The 16,001-nt window shown below is 71.9% G+C and carries 13 protein-coding genes and 1 pseudogene; 6 read left to right on the top strand and 8 right to left on the bottom strand.

The genetic code is table 11. The annotated features are described in order from the left end of the window. Positions 1 to 58: 58 nt before the first annotated feature. A complete protein-coding gene (locus tag GWK25_RS13075; protein WP_215450162.1) occupies positions 59 to 1,315 on the bottom strand; it encodes an NAD(P)/FAD-dependent oxidoreductase in 1,257 nt (418 codons plus the stop codon). 157 nt (positions 1,316 to 1,472) lie between these two features. Continuing rightward, a complete protein-coding gene (locus GWK25_RS13070; protein WP_215450161.1) occupies positions 1,473 to 2,417 on the bottom strand; it encodes an RNA polymerase sigma-70 factor in 945 nt (314 codons plus the stop codon). Between the two features lie 197 nt (positions 2,418 to 2,614). Between GWK25_RS13070 and GWK25_RS13065 the strand changes: the two genes are divergently transcribed. Further along, positions 2,615 to 3,046 (top strand): TraR/DksA C4-type zinc finger protein, encoded by a 432-nt coding sequence (locus tag GWK25_RS13065; RefSeq protein WP_215450159.1) that lies wholly within the window; start codon positions 2,615 to 2,617, stop codon positions 3,044 to 3,046. Positions 3,047 to 3,143: 97 nt separating this feature from the next. On the opposite strand, the gene GWK25_RS13060 is transcribed toward GWK25_RS13065, so the two are convergent. Then, positions 3,144 to 4,091 carry an ATP-dependent DNA ligase gene (locus tag GWK25_RS13060; RefSeq protein ID WP_215450157.1) on the bottom strand — a complete coding sequence of 316 codons (948 nt, stop codon included), beginning with the start codon at positions 4,089 to 4,091 and terminating at the stop codon, positions 3,144 to 3,146. 182 nt (positions 4,092 to 4,273) lie between these two features. Here GWK25_RS13060 and GWK25_RS13055 point away from each other — a divergent pair, with 182 nt between their 5' ends. Continuing rightward, positions 4,274 to 5,395 carry a peptidoglycan bridge formation glycyltransferase FemA/FemB family protein gene (locus GWK25_RS13055; protein WP_215450155.1) on the top strand — a complete coding sequence of 374 codons (1,122 nt, stop codon included), beginning with the start codon at positions 4,274 to 4,276 and terminating at the stop codon, positions 5,393 to 5,395. Between the two features lie 69 nt (positions 5,396 to 5,464). On the opposite strand, the gene GWK25_RS13050 is transcribed toward GWK25_RS13055, so the two are convergent. Next, entirely contained in the window at positions 5,465 to 7,411 is a 1,947-nt protein-coding gene (locus GWK25_RS13050) for a S41 family peptidase (RefSeq protein ID WP_215450153.1), read from the bottom strand. Between the two features lie 384 nt (positions 7,412 to 7,795). On the opposite strand from GWK25_RS13050, the gene modA reads away from it, so the two are divergent. The 4 genes and pseudogenes from modA to GWK25_RS43420 all read left to right on the top strand — a co-directional run. Continuing rightward, positions 7,796 to 8,620: a molybdate ABC transporter substrate-binding protein gene (modA, locus tag GWK25_RS13045; protein WP_215450151.1), complete on the top strand. Its 825-nt coding sequence runs from the start codon at positions 7,796 to 7,798 to the stop codon at positions 8,618 to 8,620. After that, positions 8,617 to 9,531, top strand: coding sequence for a molybdate ABC transporter permease subunit (gene modB, locus GWK25_RS13040; protein ID WP_215450149.1), 915 nt, complete (start codon positions 8,617 to 8,619; stop codon positions 9,529 to 9,531). The genes modA and modB overlap by 4 nt, the downstream gene beginning before the upstream one ends. Beyond that, positions 9,528 to 10,712: an ABC transporter ATP-binding protein gene (locus GWK25_RS13035; RefSeq protein WP_215450145.1), complete on the top strand. Its 1,185-nt coding sequence runs from the start codon at positions 9,528 to 9,530 to the stop codon at positions 10,710 to 10,712. Before modB ends, GWK25_RS13035 begins: the two co-directional genes overlap by 4 nt. A gap of 136 nt (positions 10,713 to 10,848) precedes the next feature. Then, positions 10,849 to 11,043: pseudogene (locus GWK25_RS43420) on the top strand (molybdopterin-binding protein); the annotation flags it as partial. Positions 11,044 to 11,056: 13 nt separating this feature from the next. Here the strand turns inward: GWK25_RS43420 and GWK25_RS13025 are convergent. Genes GWK25_RS13025 through GWK25_RS13010 form a run of 4 tightly spaced genes read right to left on the bottom strand, consistent with a single transcriptional unit; the run spans position 11,057 to position 15,859 of the window. Continuing rightward, the gene (locus GWK25_RS13025; RefSeq protein ID WP_215450144.1) at positions 11,057 to 11,812 is read right to left on the bottom strand and encodes a trans-aconitate 2-methyltransferase; all 756 of its coding nucleotides are present in this window, start codon (positions 11,810 to 11,812) and stop codon (positions 11,057 to 11,059) included. A 48-nt stretch (positions 11,813 to 11,860) separates the two neighbouring features. Beyond that, positions 11,861 to 13,060, bottom strand: coding sequence for an aminotransferase class V-fold PLP-dependent enzyme (locus GWK25_RS13020; protein ID WP_215457348.1), 1,200 nt, complete (start codon positions 13,058 to 13,060; stop codon positions 11,861 to 11,863). Position 13,061: 1 nt separating this feature from the next. Further along, entirely contained in the window at positions 13,062 to 14,381 is a 1,320-nt protein-coding gene (locus tag GWK25_RS13015; protein ID WP_215450143.1) for a pyridoxal-phosphate dependent enzyme, read from the bottom strand. Then, complete coding sequence (locus tag GWK25_RS13010) at positions 14,378 to 15,859, bottom strand: alanine racemase (protein WP_215450142.1); 1,482 nt, start codon at positions 15,857 to 15,859, stop codon at positions 14,378 to 14,380. Before GWK25_RS13010 ends, GWK25_RS13015 begins: the two co-directional genes overlap by 4 nt. Positions 15,860 to 16,001 lie beyond the last annotated feature (142 nt).

The following is a 16,001-nucleotide window of genomic DNA, read 5'->3' as shown; positions in this document are numbered from 1 at the left end:
GGGCCTCTGGTCGAGGGCCCCGTTCCGTCGTGCGGCCGGGCAGGCCGGGCCGTACGGCTCAGGCCGCGACCGTCTCGGTCGAGTCCGCCTGCCCTGAAGGGCTCCCCGCGTGCGTGCGGCCCGCCCCGGCAGCCCGGTCCGCCGGAACGGTCGGCTGTACCATGCGGCGGCGACGGACCGGCATGCCCACCGTCGGGTTGGCGACGGCCCAGGCCGCGCTCCTGCAGACGAGTTCCTTGTAGACGGCGGCGAGGCGGCCGGTGAGGGCCTTCGGGACGGCCCGGTCGTCCGCGGTGACGAACTGGATCAGGCCCTCCTTGCGGCCGAGCGAGACACACTGCTGGTAGTAGCGGATCCCGATCTTCGGGAGCTTTCCGCCGGTCAGGCGGGCCGCGATGGTGTCGGCGGCCTGCCACGAGGTGGGAACACCGGAGGCGCACGACATCCGCAGCGGCTTGTCGCCGGGGCCCATCACCAGAGCCGCGTCGCCGATGGCGTACACCTCGGGGTGCGAGACCGAGCGCATGGTCCCGTCGACCACGATCTGGCCCGTGCCGGAGACCTCCAGGGTGCTGGCCTCGGCGATCGGGTGGACGGCGAAACCGGTGGCCCAGACGGTGACCGCGGCCGGGACGGGCGTCCCGTCGGTGAGGACCCGGTCGGCTTCGACGGCGGTGACGGCGGTGTGCTCGTGCACGGTGATGCCGAGCCCGGCGAAGACCTTCCGCAGATGCCCTCGGCCCTTGTCGGAGAGCCAGTCGCCGAAGCCGCCACGGGCCACGAGGGCGACATCCAGGTCGGGGCGGGCCTCGGCGATCTCGGTGGCGGCCTCCACGCCGGTGAGCCCGCCGCCGACGATCACCACGGGCCGGCCCGCGTCCAGCCGGGCCAGCCGCTCACGCAGCCGGAGCGCGCCGGGCCGGCTGGAGATCTCGTGGGCGTGCTCGGCGGTGCCGGGCACGCCCTGGGGGTTCCAGCCGCTGCCGAGCGCGTAGACGAGGGTGTCGTACTCCAGTTCCTGCCGCCCGGCGCCCTGCGTGTCGACCACGGTGACGATCCTGCGGTCGGCGTCGATGCCGGCGACCTCGGCGAGCTTCACCTCGACGCCGGTGCCCTCGAACATCTCCTCGAAGGGGCGGGGCTTGAGCTCCTGGCCCACCGCGAGCTGGTGCATCCGGACGCGCTCGACGAAGTCGGGCTCGGCGTTGACGAGGGTGATCGCGACGTCCGCGTGGTGCAGCCGCTTGGCGAGGCGCCCGGCGGCGGAGGCTCCGGTGTAGCCGGCTCCGAGGACGATGATGCGGTGCTGCTGCATTTTCTGCTCCTGTCTGCGCGGGTCCGAGGCTTGCCGTTGCTCGGTCTCGCCCCTTGAACCGGGCAGCCCGCGTTTTCCTGACAGCAAGAGAATGTGAAGCAGGTCACATTTTGCTATGGGGGCTCAGGACAACGCGGGCGGGCAGGCGCGCAGAGGCTCAGAACGCGTGGAACAGCGGCTCTCCGTGGTCGGTGGCCGCCCACACCTCGGTCGCGCGCTCCAGCTTGTCGGGGTTGACCTGGCTGCGGAACGCGACGATGCCGTCCGTACCGATCTCCAGACAGATGACCCCGACGACCCGGCCCTCGACGACCGCCAGGACCGCGGGGCTGCCGTTGGCCTTCCAGATGTGGATCTCGGGCGAGCCGCCGACCAGGGACCGCTTCTGCGGGGCCGGCTTGAACAGGCCCCGCATGAACTTCGCGACCGCGAGGGCGCCCTCGAATGCCCTGGCGCGGGCCGGGACCTTTCCGCCGCCGTCGCCGACCGCGATGGCGTCCGAGGTCAGCAGCGCCACCAGCGGTTCGGTCTTCCCGCTGGTGGCCGCCGCGAGGAACTCCTCGACGACCCGCCGGGCCGCCGTCTCGTCGATCTCCGTACGGGTCTTGCCCGCCGCCACGTGCTTCTTCGCGCGGTGGAAGATCTGCTGGCTGGCCGCCTCGCTGATGTCGAGGATCTCGGCGATCTCCCGGTGCGGGTAGTCGAAGGCCTCCTTCAGCACGTACACCGCCCGCTCGCCCGGGGTGAGACGCTCCAGCAGGGTCAGGACTGCGTACGAGACGGACTCGCGCTGCTCGACGGTGTCGGCGGGACCGAGCATCGGGTCGCCGGCGAGCAGCGGCTCGGGCAGCCACTGGCCCACGTAGGTCTCCCGGCGTGCGCGGGCCGAGGTGAGCTGGTTGAGACACAGGTTGGTGAGCACCTTCGTCAGCCATGCCTCGGGCACCTCGACCCTGTCGACGTCGGCCGCCTGCCAGCGCAGGAACGTCTCCTGCACGGCGTCCTCCGCCTCGCCCGCCGAGCCGAGGAGGCGGTAGGCGATCGCCTCCAGTCGGGGCCTCGTCGCCTCGAACCGATCCACGTCGTGCGTCGTCAGCGCCATGCTCCGGATCCTAGAGGGTGCCGCCGACGGAGGGCCGCCCCCCGGCCCCGCTCCCGCTCCCGCTCCCGCCTCCCGCCTACCGTCTCCCGTCTCCCGTCTCCCGTCTCCCGTCTCCCGTCTCCCGTCTCCCGTCTCCCGTCTCCCGTCTCCCGTCTCCCGCACGGGAATCGTGAACCGCGTATACACGTTCTCGCAGCATGGGTGACGCATCCCACCACGGTCCCGACGACCCCGGCCCGTCCACCTTCTCGGCCGCCCGCGCCGAGACCCTTGCCCGCGCACGCCTCGCGGCCGCCCGTGCCGAGACCCTCGCCCGCGCGGCCGCGCTGAGCCGCGACTTCGACGGGATCGTCGCGGCCAACGCCCTGATCGCGGTGGACGACGAGCACGACCCCGAGGGAGGCACCACCGCCTTCGAGCGAGCCCACGTGGCCTCCCTCATGGCGCAGGCACGCGAGCACCTGGCGGAGCTGGACCGTGCCCTGGAACGCCTCGATCGCGGAGAGTACGGGCAGTGCGAGAGCTGCGGGGCGACGATTCCGCCCGAGCGCCTGGAGATCCGCCCGGCGGCGACCACATGCGTCCGCTGCGCCGGTTCCGACACCCGTCGGCCACCGCGCACCGCCTGAGGCGGGACGCCTGATGCCGGACGCCGGCTCGCACCCGGCCCACGGACCACCCCCGTGGGGGCCCGCCCGGGCACGGTGAGCGGACCCGGCCCCCGGGTCACTCTCCTTCGTCGAGCAGATCCGGCGACAGGTCGCCCCGTACGCGTCGGACGAGTGGACGACGTCCGTGCCGACCGGGCTCCACCCCCGGCTGGTCGGCCTCGATCTCCACCACCACCTCGGCCTCGACCGGCCAGAAGCGCACCGTGTCCGTGCCGGGGAGCCCGCACGCCGCGCCCGGCAGTTCGCACATCTCCTCGCCCGCCACGCGCAGCAGGGGTGCCAGGGCCTGACGCAGTGGCCCGGCGAGCGGGAGACTCACCCCGACGGCTCGCATCCCGCCGAGGCGCGGGCGGCCCAGGACGAGGGCCTGGGTCGTCGGTGTCGTGCCGGTCACCCCGAGGACCACGGCCTCGGTCGTGTGACGCTCGCGCCACTTCACCCAGCCCGAGGCGAGGCCGGCGACATACGGGGCGAGGGTCCGCTTGCCCACCAGTCCCTCCACCCCGGCGAGCGCTCCGACCCAGGCGAGGGCCTGCCCGGCGTCCTCGGTGGCCGGTACGGGGCGCAGCGTGGCGGGTCCGGCGTCGAGCAGCCGCAACAGTTCGGCTCGGCGCTCGGCGTACGGGCGGGGCCGCCAGTCGGTGGCGCCGACGGCGAGGACGTCGAAGAAGGCGGCGTGGACCGTGAAGTCGGCGTCGCGCCGCGGGCCGCGGCGGCCGGCCCGGCTCTGCAGCCGGTCGAAGGCCACGCCGGAGCCGTCGTCGAGGACCGCGACGAGTTCACCGTCCAGAACGGCGTCCGGCAGTTCGGCGGCAGCGTCGGCGACATCGGAGAACGCACGGGACAGATCGGTACCGCGCCGGCTCCACACCCGCCGTGTCGCGGTGTGGAGCTGGCACCGCCAGCCGTCCCACTTCGGCTCCAGACTCCAGCCCCGCCCCTCGGGTACGGCGGCGACCGCGCGGGCCCGAGCGAGAGGCAGCGGCAGAACGAAGGGCGGCACCGGGACCTCCTACGACACCCTCAGCCTAGGTCGGCGCCCCTCCCCCCGCGACGAGAACACCTCCCGCTCCCGCCGGACGGCCCGTGACTGCTCCGGGTGTGGCGGCGACTCGCGTACGTGCGCGGACCTGGACGAGCCCTGTGCCTCAGTAGGCTGGTGCGCCGAGCGAAGGAGCGCCGCGTATGAGCCTGCGACTGAAGGCGATCACCCGTGAGGATCATCTGGCCTTCGTCCGGGCCCGGCCCTCGGTGAGCCATATGCAGGTGCCCTCGTGGGGCGATGTGAAGCCGGACTGGCGGGCGCGCAGCCTCGGCTGGTTCGACGAGAGCGACCGGCTGGTCGGCGTGGGCCTGGTGCTGCTGCGGCCCTTGCCGAAGCTGCGGCGGTACCTCGCCTACCTGCCCGAGGGGCCGGTCATCGACTGGACCGCGCCGGATCTTCAGCGGTGGCTGGAGCCGATGCTCGGCCACCTGAAGGAGCAGGGCGCGTTCTCGGTGAAGATGGGGCCGCCGGTGGTGACCCGTCGCTGGAGTGCCGAGGCGGTCAAGGCGGCGATCGCCGACCCGCGGGCGAGGCGGCTGCGGGACGTCGAGGCCACCGTGCACGAGCCGGGGGCCGCCGACATCGCCGACCGGCTGCGCCGCATGGGCTGGCGGGCGGCCCACCCCGGAGGCGAGGACGGCTTCGCCGCGGGCCAGCCGCGCTATGTCTTCCAAGTCCCCTTCGCCGGGCGGTCGTTGGCGGAGATCCAGCAGGGTCTCAACCAGCAGTGGCGCCGCAACATCAAGAAGGCGGAGAAGGCCGGTGTCACGGTCGTGCGGGGCGCGTACGAGGACCTGCCCGCCTTCCACGAGATCTACGTGGAGACCGCCGGGCGGGACCGGTTCGTTCCCCGTCCCCTGGCGTACTTCCAGCGCATGTGGACCGCGTTGACCTCGGAGGACACCGACCGTATGCGCCTGTACCTCGCCCACCACGAGGGCGAGGTACTCGCGGCGGCCACGATGCTGACCGTCGGCACACACGTCTGGTACTCCTACGGCGCCTCCACCAGCCGTAAGCGCGAGGTGCAGCCCAACAACGCCGTCCAGTGGCGGATGATGACCGACGCCCACGCGCTCGGCGCCGCTGTCTACGACTTCCGGGGCATCACCGACACGCTGGAGGAGGGCAACCACCTGCTGGGGCTCCTGCGGTTCAAGTCCGGCAGCGGCGGCGAGGCCGTCGAGTACCTCGGCGAGTGGGACTTCCCGCTCAACAGGGCGCTGCACAAGGCCTTCGACCTCTACATGTCCCGCCGCTGATCCCGTCGCTGATCCCGTCGTCCGAGCTCGTGGGCGGGGACATGGAGGCCATGTCCCCGCCCACAGGCTCTAGTTGAGCCGTTCCGTCTTGCTGGCGACGAGGTGGCCGGCCTCGAAGCCCTCGATGCGGGCCGAGTGACCGGGCGGCGCGGCGGGCACGGTGACGTCGGCCTGTCCGTCGGTGAGGTCCACCGACGCACGCGGTCGCTGGTCGACGTAGACGTCCACGCGGTCGACGTTCGTGGCCCTCACCTTGAACTTCAGCGAACCGTTGACGGAGATCGTGTCCGTGATGGACACGGCGTGGGGCTCCCGGTCCTTCAGCAGCCGCCCCGCCCTGTCGAAGAGATCGGCGTTGTCCTCCAGGAGATCCCGGCGGGTCATCCGGTGCGCCTCGTCGGGGATCACGCCGAGGTCCTCCACCGGGGTGCCGGACAGGGCGCCGACCCGGAGGGTGCGGCGGATGGACACACGCATGCCGCTTGCCTTCGGCAGCGGTACGTACGGTGTGGCCCGGTCGCCCTGGAGGAGGTCGGAGAGAAGCTTGTGGGTCCAGACGTTGGCCCCACCGGCTCCGGTGTTCTCGTCGGTGCCGAGCACGGGGCCGATCCCGTGGTCCTGGAACCCCGCGGCGAAGATGTCGGTGGCGGAGTAGCAGCGCGCATTGGTGATGAGGACCACCGGTCCGAAGTACTGCTGCCCGATCGCGTTGGCACCCTCCTCGGGGGTGAGGGGGAAGGCGCTGGAGAACGTGGCGCCGATCTCGATGGCCTGCTCCATGGAGGGGACCCAGGCGCCCAGGTCGATGCCCGTGGAACCGTCCTGGTGCCTCCGGCAGATACGCAGGTTGAGCGGGGTGTTGATGAACTGCACCGGCTCGGGGGCGATCCGGCGGGGGGTGAGGGTCTGAAGGGTGAACTCGGCGGCGTGGATGTGACCGCCGCCGTTGTCCCGGACGTCGACGATGAGGCCGTTCTGCGGCAGCTGTCCGATGAGGCGCACGAACTCCCGGACGAAGGCCGCCGGGTCGTCCACGCCGAACGTGAAGATCCGGATGTGGCCGAACGTCCCGGACGACGTCTCCACGTGCTGGGCCTTGAACACCTTGGGCATGGTCGTGGCGACCTCGCCCCGGCGCAGCTCGGGCATGGCTTCGTCGGCCCGGACCGCTCGTTCCTGGGCGACGACCCGAGGAGCGAACAGCAGCACCTTGGCCCGGCTCGTCTCGTCCGCGTCGAGGTCCAGGCCCTGGGCGAGCGCGGCGGCGCTGATCGCGTCCGCGTCCACCATCGGGGGCAGGTTCTCCACGATCCGCCAGTTCTCGCGCAGCTCACGCGGCGTGCCGTTCGCGTCGAGGTAGCTGACGGTCACCCACTCCTCGAAGGGAGGCAGGTGGATGCGCAGCGGCCGCACGGTCAGCGACTGGACGCCTCGGCTGCGGCGGGCGGCGGCGTTGCTGCCGGCGAACCGGGCCGCGTTCAGGTCGACGGCCGACGAGACGGGAATGCCGCTCCAGTGGGTGATCTCCACGCCGGGCCCGAAGCCGGGTGCGGAGAAGCCCTCGGCCACGTGCGTGACCATGAAGTGGGTGCCCTGCTCGTCGGTGTACTGCTCGATGAGGAACGGCAGGAAGGCGATCCTGCCGTTGAAGGGGTCCGGGAGCAGGTAGTTCGTGTGGAGGTCCCGGACGGAGTGGAAGATCTCCGACACCTCGGCGTGGAAGAGCCACTCCCGAGGCATGGTCTGCTCGGTCTGCCGTTCGAGTCGCCGGCGCAGGACCCGCAGGCGCTGGACCGGGTTCACGGCGTGCATCGCGGCCTTGAGCGGCAGGTGCACGTAGTTCTGCTCCAGCAGGACGAGCGCCTGATCGACGATGAGGCGGCGCTCCTCCAGCGTCAGGGTGCCGGCGCCTTCGAGGAAGCTGCTCAAGGGGGTCGAGGTGGCCAGGCGGGCGCGGACCGGTTCCGCGGCGTGTTGGAGGAAAGCGGCGGTTCTGTCGTCGGCCGAGTCGGTCATGGTGCTCCTCAGGGATGGGGATCGGGGAATCCCTACGTCGGGCCGTCGGAGGCCCGCCTGAGGCCCGTGGGCGGCATTTCAGCCGATCGGACGCGGGAAAGTGCCCCACCCGGCGGACGTGGGGCTCGGCGGGCGGGGCGCGGTGCACCCGGCGGCCGCACGACACTGCCGTACGAACGCACATGCCATGCTGAGCTGCGAACAGGCCAGCTCATGCGATGACGCTGATGACTCCAACCTGGCACTTGCGGCATTATCATCATCTACGCAGAGGCACCTACGGAATCGGTGACGGCGAGCGTCGGCAAGTTGAGCGGTCGACCAGTCGATCAGGGGCGTCGACCGTCGCCGAGTCCGTTCAGGACCAGAGGAAGTGGACCCGTGATGACCCGTTCCGTACGCCGGACCCGTACGACCAGGCGGACCCTGCGGGCGGTCGGGGCCGGTGGCGCCGCTCTGCTCGCCCTGAGCGCCTGCGGTTCCTCCGACTCCGGCTCCTCCGCGAAGTCGGGCTCCTCCGGCTCGGACGAGCTGTCCGGTGAGGTGATCGTCTTCGCCGCCGCCTCGCTCAAGGAGAGCTTCACGACGCTGGGCGAGCGGTTCGAGAGGGAGTACCCCGGGACGAAGGTGACGTTCAACTTCGGCGGCAGCGACGCGCTCGCCGCCGGCATCACGGGCGGCGCCCCGGCGGACGTGTTCGCCTCCGCCAGCCCCAGGACGATGGCCGTCGTGACCGAGGCCGGTGACGCCTCCGGGACCCCCGAGACATTCGTCCGCAACCAGCTGGAGATCGCCACCCTCCCCGGCAACCCCGACAAGATCTCCTCCCTCAAGGATCTGACCGGCTCCGACCTGAAGGTCGTGCTCTGCGACGAGGCCGTGCCCTGCGGCGCCGCCGCGCGGAAGGCACTCGACGCGAGCAAGCTGAAGCTCACGCCGGTGTCGTACGAGGAGGACGTGAAGTCCGCGCTCAACAAGGTGGTGCTGAAGGAGGCCGACGCGGCGGTCGTCTACAAGACCGATGTGCGGGCGGCCGGTGAGAAGGTGGAGGGCGTGGAGTTCCCCGAGTCCGCCGACGCCGTCAACGACTACCCCATCACCCTGCTCGAGGAGTCGGAGAACACCGACGCCGCCAAGGCGTTCATCGCGCTCGTGCGGTCCGCCGAGGGCCAGAAGGTCCTGACCGAGGCCGGGTTCCTGAAGCCGTGACGTCCCCCTCTCCTTCCGCCTCGTCCTCTCCGGAGGGGGCCGGCGCAGCGGACACCCTGGACGGGCGTCCACGGCGACGCCGTGTCTCCGGACGCGGGTGGCTTCCCGGACGCGGAGGGTTCCCCGGGCGCCACGGGGGTGTCCCGCTCCCCCTGCTCCTGCCCGCGCTGATCGGCCTCGTCCTCCTCGTCCTCCCGCTCGTCGCCCTCCTGATCCGGGCGCCCTGGCGCAGCATGCCCGACCTGCTCACCGGCCCCGAGGTGTGGCAGGCGCTGCGGCTGTCGCTCGTCTGCGCCACGGCGGCCACGGCCGTGAGTCTGGTCCTCGGGGTGCCGCTGGCCTGGCTGCTGGCCCGGGTGGACTTCCCCGGACGCGGTCTCGTACGGGCCCTCGTCACCCTCCCTCTCGTTCTGCCCCCGGTGGTCGGCGGTGTGGCGCTGCTGATGGCGCTCGGCCGCAACGGGGTCGTCGGGCAGTGGCTGGACGACTGGTTCGGGGTCACCCTGCCGTTCACCACGGCCGGCGTCGTGGTGGCCGAGGCGTTCGTGGCGATGCCGTTCCTGGTCATCAGCGTGGAGGGCACGCTACGGGCCGCCGACCCCCGGTACGAGGAGGCCGCGGCCACACTGGGGGCCTCCCGGTTCACGGCGTTCCGCCGGGTCACGCTGCCGCTGATCGCGCCCGGGGTCGCGGCGGGCGCCGTACTGGCGTGGGCCCGTGCGCTCGGCGAGTTCGGGGCGACCATCACCTTCGCCGGCAACTTCCCCGGCCGTACCCAGACCATGCCCCTCGCCGTCTACCTCGCCCTCCAGAACGATCCGGAGGCGGCGATCGCCCTCAGCCTGGTCCTGCTGGCCGTGTCGATCGCGGTGCTGGCGGGGCTGCGTGACCGATGGATGACCGCCTCATGACCGACAACGACAAGACCACCGCCGACGCCCATGAGCACACCCGCGCGCACACCCACGACCGCCCACACGACCGCGCCCTCGACCGCTACGGCGACCCCGCCTCGGCCCCGGGAAAGGGACCGGCCCCGGCCCCCGGCGAGGGTCTCGACGCACGGCTGGTGGTCGTACGCGGCGCGTCGTTCCGTCTCGACGTGACGCTGACCGCCGCGCCGGGTGACGTGGTGGCGCTGCTCGGCCCCAACGGCGCCGGCAAGACCACGGCGCTCCGGGCCCTCGCCGGGCTCGTGCCGCTGGCGGACGGTGGGCGGCTGCGGCTGGACGGCGTCGAACTGGACGGCCGGCCACCGGAGTCCCGCCCGGTCGGCGTGGTCTTCCAGGACTATCTCCTCTTCCCCCACCTCAGCGCCCTCGACAACGTGGCCTTCGGTCCCCGCTGCCACGGCGCGAGCAAGGCGGAGGCGCGGGCGCGGGCAGCGAAGTGGCTGGAGCGGATGGGCCTCGCCGCGCAGGCGGGAAGCAAGCCCCGGCGGCTCTCCGGCGGCCAGGCGCAGCGCGTGGCCCTCGCCCGCGCCCTGGCCACCCACCCCCGGCTGCTCCTCCTCGACGAGCCCCTCGCCGCCCTCGACGCCCGCACCCGCCTCGACGTCCGTGCCCAACTCCGGCGCCATCTGGCCGACTTCGAGGCCGTCGCCGTGCTCGTCACCCATGACCCGCTGGACGCCATGGTCCTGGCCGACCGTCTCGTCGTCATCGAGGACGGACACGTCGTCCAGGAGGGCACCCCGTCCGACATCGCCCGCCATCCCCGTACGGAGTACATCGCCCACCTCGTCGGCCTCAACCTCTACCGGGGCGAGGCGCACGGCCACACCGTCCACCTCCCCGACGGGCCGGCGATCACGACGACGGAGCACCTGACCGGCCCCGTCTTCGTCGCCTTCCCGCCCAGCGCCGTCACCCTCCACCGGGACCGGCCCACCGGCTCCAGCGCCCGCAACCTCTGGCACTGCGAGGTCACCGGCATGGACGCCCACGGCGACCAGATCCGTGCCTCCCTCGCCGGTGAACTCGCCCTGGCCGTCGATCTGACGACCGTCGCGGCGGCGGAGCTCGGTATCCACCCGGGCACGGAGGTCTGGGCGACGGTCAAGGCGAGCCAGACACACGCCTACCCCGCCTGACGGGGGACGGCGCCGCGTGCCGCCTCGCGGGCGCGATGCGCCTCCCGAGGCCACGGTGGGCCGCACGGCCGTCCCGAGGCCGGTCGTCCGAAACCGGTCGGATCCGTCCCCCGCTGCGAGGCGTTCCCGCATGAGCCTGAGCATCCGCAATCAGCTGCACGGCACCGCGCGGGAGGTGACCGTCGGCTCCGCCATGGCCTCGGTGCGGGTCGCGGTCGAGGGCGGCGAGCTGACCGCCGCGATCACGAAGGACGCGGTCACCGAACTCGGTCTGGCGGCGGGCTCCGCCGTCACCGCCCTGTTCAAGTCGACTGAGGTCTCCCTCGCGACGGTCCAGGGGGCGTTCATCGCAGGGCCGCCAGGACGTGACTGGGGCCCACCTGCCAGACGGGCCCGACGTGTTCGAACCCCGCATCCCGCAGGAGGGCGACGTGGCCGGAGAGGGTCAGGTCGTTGCCCTCGCAGTGGGGGCGTCCGGCGTCGGCGCGGTGCGAGAGGAGCCGGGCGAGCTCGGGGTCGGCGGCGGCGCCTGCCCACCAGGAGTCCCAGTCCTCGACGAGGGGCAGGGCGGAGCGTTCGCTCCGGCGGCGGCCGATGTCGAGGGCGAGCTCGGAGACCTTCGTGGAGTCCGGGCTGATGTGGTCGCCGTTGATGAGGATGCCGCCGGGCCGCAGCAGCCCGGCGAGCTCCCGGTAGACACCCCGCAGGGTCTGGGTACCGAGGTAGTGCAGGGCGGTGGTCGACACCACCGCGTCCACCGGGCGCTCCAGGGCGAGCGCGTCGAGCCAGCCGGGTTCACCGATCACCGTTCTGACGTAGCGCAGGGCGGGGCCGTAGTGGGCGCTGCCCAGTTCCAGGAGGAGCGGGTCCGCGTCGACGGCGAGCACGTCGGCGGTCGGCAGACGGGCGGCGAGCCGCGCCGCCAGGCACCCCGGGCCGCTGCCGAGGTCGAGGACGAGCGGCACGGACCGGTCGCGCGTCACATGCTCGACCAGATCCGCGATGACCTCGAACCGTTCCTCACGGTCGACCGCGTACAACTGCTGTTGGCGTTCCCAGCGCTCCACCCAGCGCGCCGCCGTCGTCGTACTCAGACCCATGCCTGTCGCACTGCCCCCGTCTCCGGAAACCGTTCCTGTTAATGGAAATCATTGCAGACTGGCGAGGGTGGTGAGCAGTTCTTCCATCTCTTCAGGGGTGTTGTGCACATGCAGGCTCACCCGTGCCGAGCCGTCCTCCGGGTCGCGGCCCGCCTGGCAGTGGCCGTCGGAACGCACCATGAACCCGCGGCTGAAGAGAATGAAGCCGAGATCCTGCGAGCCGATCCCGCGATGCCGGAAGGTGACGAGGCTGCGGCGCCGCTGCACCTCGCTGTCGGCCCTGAGGCTCGTACGGCAGCCGAGCACCTCGTAGGCGTCCATCCGGGCCAGGCGGTCGGTCAGCAGCGAGGTCAGGGCCACGGTCCAGCGTTCGATGCGGGCCGGGTCGGCGGCGGTCAGCCAGTCGAGCGCCGCCGCGAGCCCCGCCACTCCGACCGTGTTGGGGGTGCCGTTCCAGCCGCCGGGCCGCAACGGCGGTCCGTGCCGGCCGCGCGCCCAGACCGCGCCGGAACCGGGCAGGGCCATCGTCTTGTGGCCGGAGAAGACCACGAAGTCCACGTCGAGTTCGGCCACCGATACCGGCACGTGCCCGACGCTCTGCGCGGCGTCCAGGCAGATCGGCACCTCAGGCCCGACGACCTGCCGCAGACGGTGCACGTTCATGTCGGCGCCGTAGACGTGGTGGACGTGGGTCGCGGCCACGAAGCGGGTACGGGGACCGACGAGCGCGGCGAGCGCCCGCGGATCGTAGTCGCCGGAACCGGCCTGGTACGGCAGCTGCCGGACGTGGACGCGCACGCCCTGTCGGGCCAGCAGCTGCGCGGCCTCCAGCCACGGCGACAGGTTCGCCTGGTGGTCGGCGTACGGGACGACGATCTCGTCCCCGTCACAGAGGAGGGCGGGCAGCCAGTCCAGGGCGATCGTGCGCAGTCCGGCGGTGGTCCCGCTGGTGAAGTGGACCGAGGACCGTCCCGGGTCCGGGTCCCCCAGGAACTCCTTGACCTGCTCGCGGGTGCGCTCCAGCAGCGCCGTGGTGGTGTTGGCCCAGGGATAGGACCCCCGGCCCGCGTTGGCGTTGGTCGTGGTCAGATACGTCTGTACGGCCTCCAGGACGGCCCTCGGTTTCTGACTGGTGGCCGCGCTGTCCAGGTAGACCAGGTCGGGGTTCGCGGTGATGATCGGGAACTGGGCGCGCAACGGCCGCTGCCACGCCGCCAGTTCCGACAGCTCCTTGGCGGGGTCGGTCATCTCAGTCACGCACCAGGGGTGCGCCCGCGTCCCGCCAGGCGATGACACCGCCGGCCAGGCTGCGCACGTCGGGGTGGCCCATCCGGGTGAGCAGGGCGGCGTACCGGGCCGACTTCTCCCCGACCGGACAGGCCAGCAGGACGGGCTGCCGTCTGCTGAACGGCAGGCCGCCCCGGACGAGTTCCTCGAAGAGTTCGTCGACGATGTTCACCGATCCGTCGATGTGGAGCGCCGCGTACGCGAAGGGGCCGCGCAGGTCGATCACCAGGGGTCGCTGCTCGGCGATCCACTTCTGGGCGTCGTCGACGTCGATGACCTTCGCCGAGCGGATCTCGCTGTCGGTGGGGCCGGTGAGCGCGTTCCTCGCCGGAGGGCGGCCCAGCAGGTCCGGGCGGCGCTGCCGGACGTAGCCGAGATAGCTCTCCACCCGGTCGCAGACGATGAAGACGGCCGTCCTCCGCTCCGTCAACTCGGCGTCCAGGGAGCTGAGATGGCGGACCGCGCCGTAGTAGGCCGCGCCTCCGGTCGGGCCGGCGAGCAGTCCGCAGCGGCGGAGCAGGGTGAGCATGCCGTCGATGGCCTCGTCGGCGCTCACCGCCTCCAGCGTGTCGTAGGTGGCCGGGTCGAAGATGCCGACCTCCTGCACCTCGTCGACGGTACGGATGCCGGGGATGAAGTCCCCCTTGCGGCCCACCAGCCCGACGACGCGCACCGCCGGGTCGTGCGCGCGCAGCGCCCTGGCGACACCGGTGGACGATCCGGCGGTGCCGACGCAGGCGATGAACCAGTCGGGGGCGCGGCCGTCCAGGTCGGCGATGATCTCCGGGCCTGTTCCGGTGGCGTGGGCCTCGGTGTTGAGGGCGTTGAAGTACTGGTCGGTGTGCAGATGGGCGCCGCCCGGACGGTTCAGCCGTTGGTGGAAGAGGGTGAGGGGGTCTTCGGTGTCGGTGGGGTCCAGGCATTCGGTCTGGCCGGGCAGTTCCTCGATCTCGGCGCCGAGCAGCAGGAGCAGGTCCTTGATCTCCGGTACGCGCATCCGGTTGGTGACGCTCTTGAACGGCAGTCCGTGCAGGCCGGCGATGAGGGCGAGGGCCTTGGCGGTGTTGCCGCTGGACAGCTCGACGATCGTCTCGCCGCGCTCCTTGGCTCCGGCGATGTCCTGGCGGGTCATGCTCCACGCGGCCCGGTCCTTCAGCGAGCCGAAGGGATTGAGCATCTCCAGTTTGGCGTAGAGGTCGATGTTGCGCAGGCCGTGGACGGCCGGGTCGATACGGACCAGCGGCGTGTCGCCGATGGCGTCGGTGATGGTGTCGTACCTCATCCCTGCGGACCCCCCGTGCGGTCGAGCGGCCAGTACTCCTCGTCCAGACACCACCGCCACGGACCGTCCTGCGACCGACCGTCCTGCCGGTGGACCGCCACCTTGCGGGCGACGGGCTGCTGTTGGGCGTGTGTGGCACCGAAGTCCATGCAGTAACCGGCCGTGTTGACGAAGGCGAGCAGGTCGCCGGGGCGCGGCAGCCGGGGCAGGAAGACGGTGCGGCGGGTGATCAGATCCGCCTCCAGACAGAGGTTGCCCATGAGGTGGACGGCGACCGCGCCCGCCGCGTCGGCGGAGCCCGGGTCGCGGGGCAGGACCAAGGGGTCCATGAACACTCCGTGGTCCTCCAGGCCGACGTCCCCCGCGTTCGTCGCGAGGCGCACCAGGTACGGCCCCGTCTCCGGTTGCCGGACCTCCAGGACCCTGCCGAGGGTCAGGCCGCACTGGTCGGCCAGGGCGCGACCGGGCTCGACGTAGAGGTCGTACAGGCTCTCCAGCAGCAGAACGCCGAGGGGGCGTCCCAGGCTCGGCGAGGGGTGGGAGAGCAGCGCGTCGAGGTACGCGGCCCCGGCGACGGGGCGATGGGCGGGGTACAGGCTCAACGCGCCCCTCAGGGTGCCGTTCTCGGCCCGCAGGCCGTAGCCGTGGCCGCCCCAGGTCAGGGGTGGGCGGCTGCCCATGACGGCGCCGGTCAGTTCGGTGGTGTAGCGCTCCCACTGGGCGGCGTGCGCCAGGTAGTCGATGCCGAAGCCGCCGCCGACGTCGATGGCACGCGGTCGGAATCCACGGATGTGGAGCTCCTCCATGGCCTGGAGACATCCGTCGAGCGCGGCCGCCTTCTCGTCGAGGCTGGTGGTGTCCAGGTGGTAGCCGACACCGATCGGCTCCAGGAACCGCCGGTGGTGTTCGAGGATGTCGAGCAGCTGGTGCAGGGACTTCGCCGAGGTGCCGAAGCGGCTTCGGCGCGAGAGCCGTCTGGTTCCGGCCCTTTGGAAGCCGGAGAGGCGTAACAGCACCCGCAGGGGCGGTAGTTCGTGTGTACGGACGAGTTCGGCGGCCTGCCGCAGTTCCTCGGGGCCGTCGACGTTGAGGACGGCCCCGCTGCGCGCGGCGAGCCAGAGGAACTCCGGGTCCTTGGGGCCCGTCGCCATGATCCGGTCCCCGGCGAAGCCGGACCCGAGCGCGTGCTGGAGCTCGCGGAGCGAGGCGGCGTCCAGGCAGGCGTCCGTCGTGGTGAGCCGACGGACGAGCGAGCTGGAGCGGTTGGCCTTGTGGGCGAAGAAGATCCGCCCGCCGAGGCGGTGGCGGTCGAAGACGGAACGGAACTGCCGCAGATTGTCGGCGATCCGGTCCGGCAGCACGATGTTGAGCGGTGAGCCGAGTGCGTCCACGAGGGTGTGGAGGAGCGGAACCGACTCCAGGAGTGCCGCTGTGGGCGGTTCCAGCCGCGGCTCCAGGTACAAGGGGTCGTCGCTCATACCAGCGGTTCCTCCCGCCGAGGAGTGCGGACCGGTGTCGGCGAACAGTCATAACGACCGTAACCAGCACCGGGCCTTCTCAATCCGGCGGGCGGGAAGGGGGGCGATTTCCGACTGTTTCCGGATGCCGGACGGCTGGAAC

This window comes from Streptomyces sp. ATCC 21386 (assembly GCF_018728545.1).
Lineage (GTDB): Bacteria > Actinomycetota > Actinomycetes > Streptomycetales > Streptomycetaceae > Streptomyces.
Note: the sequence above shows the minus strand (reverse complement) of the source record. Positions and strands in the feature narration are given on the sequence as shown.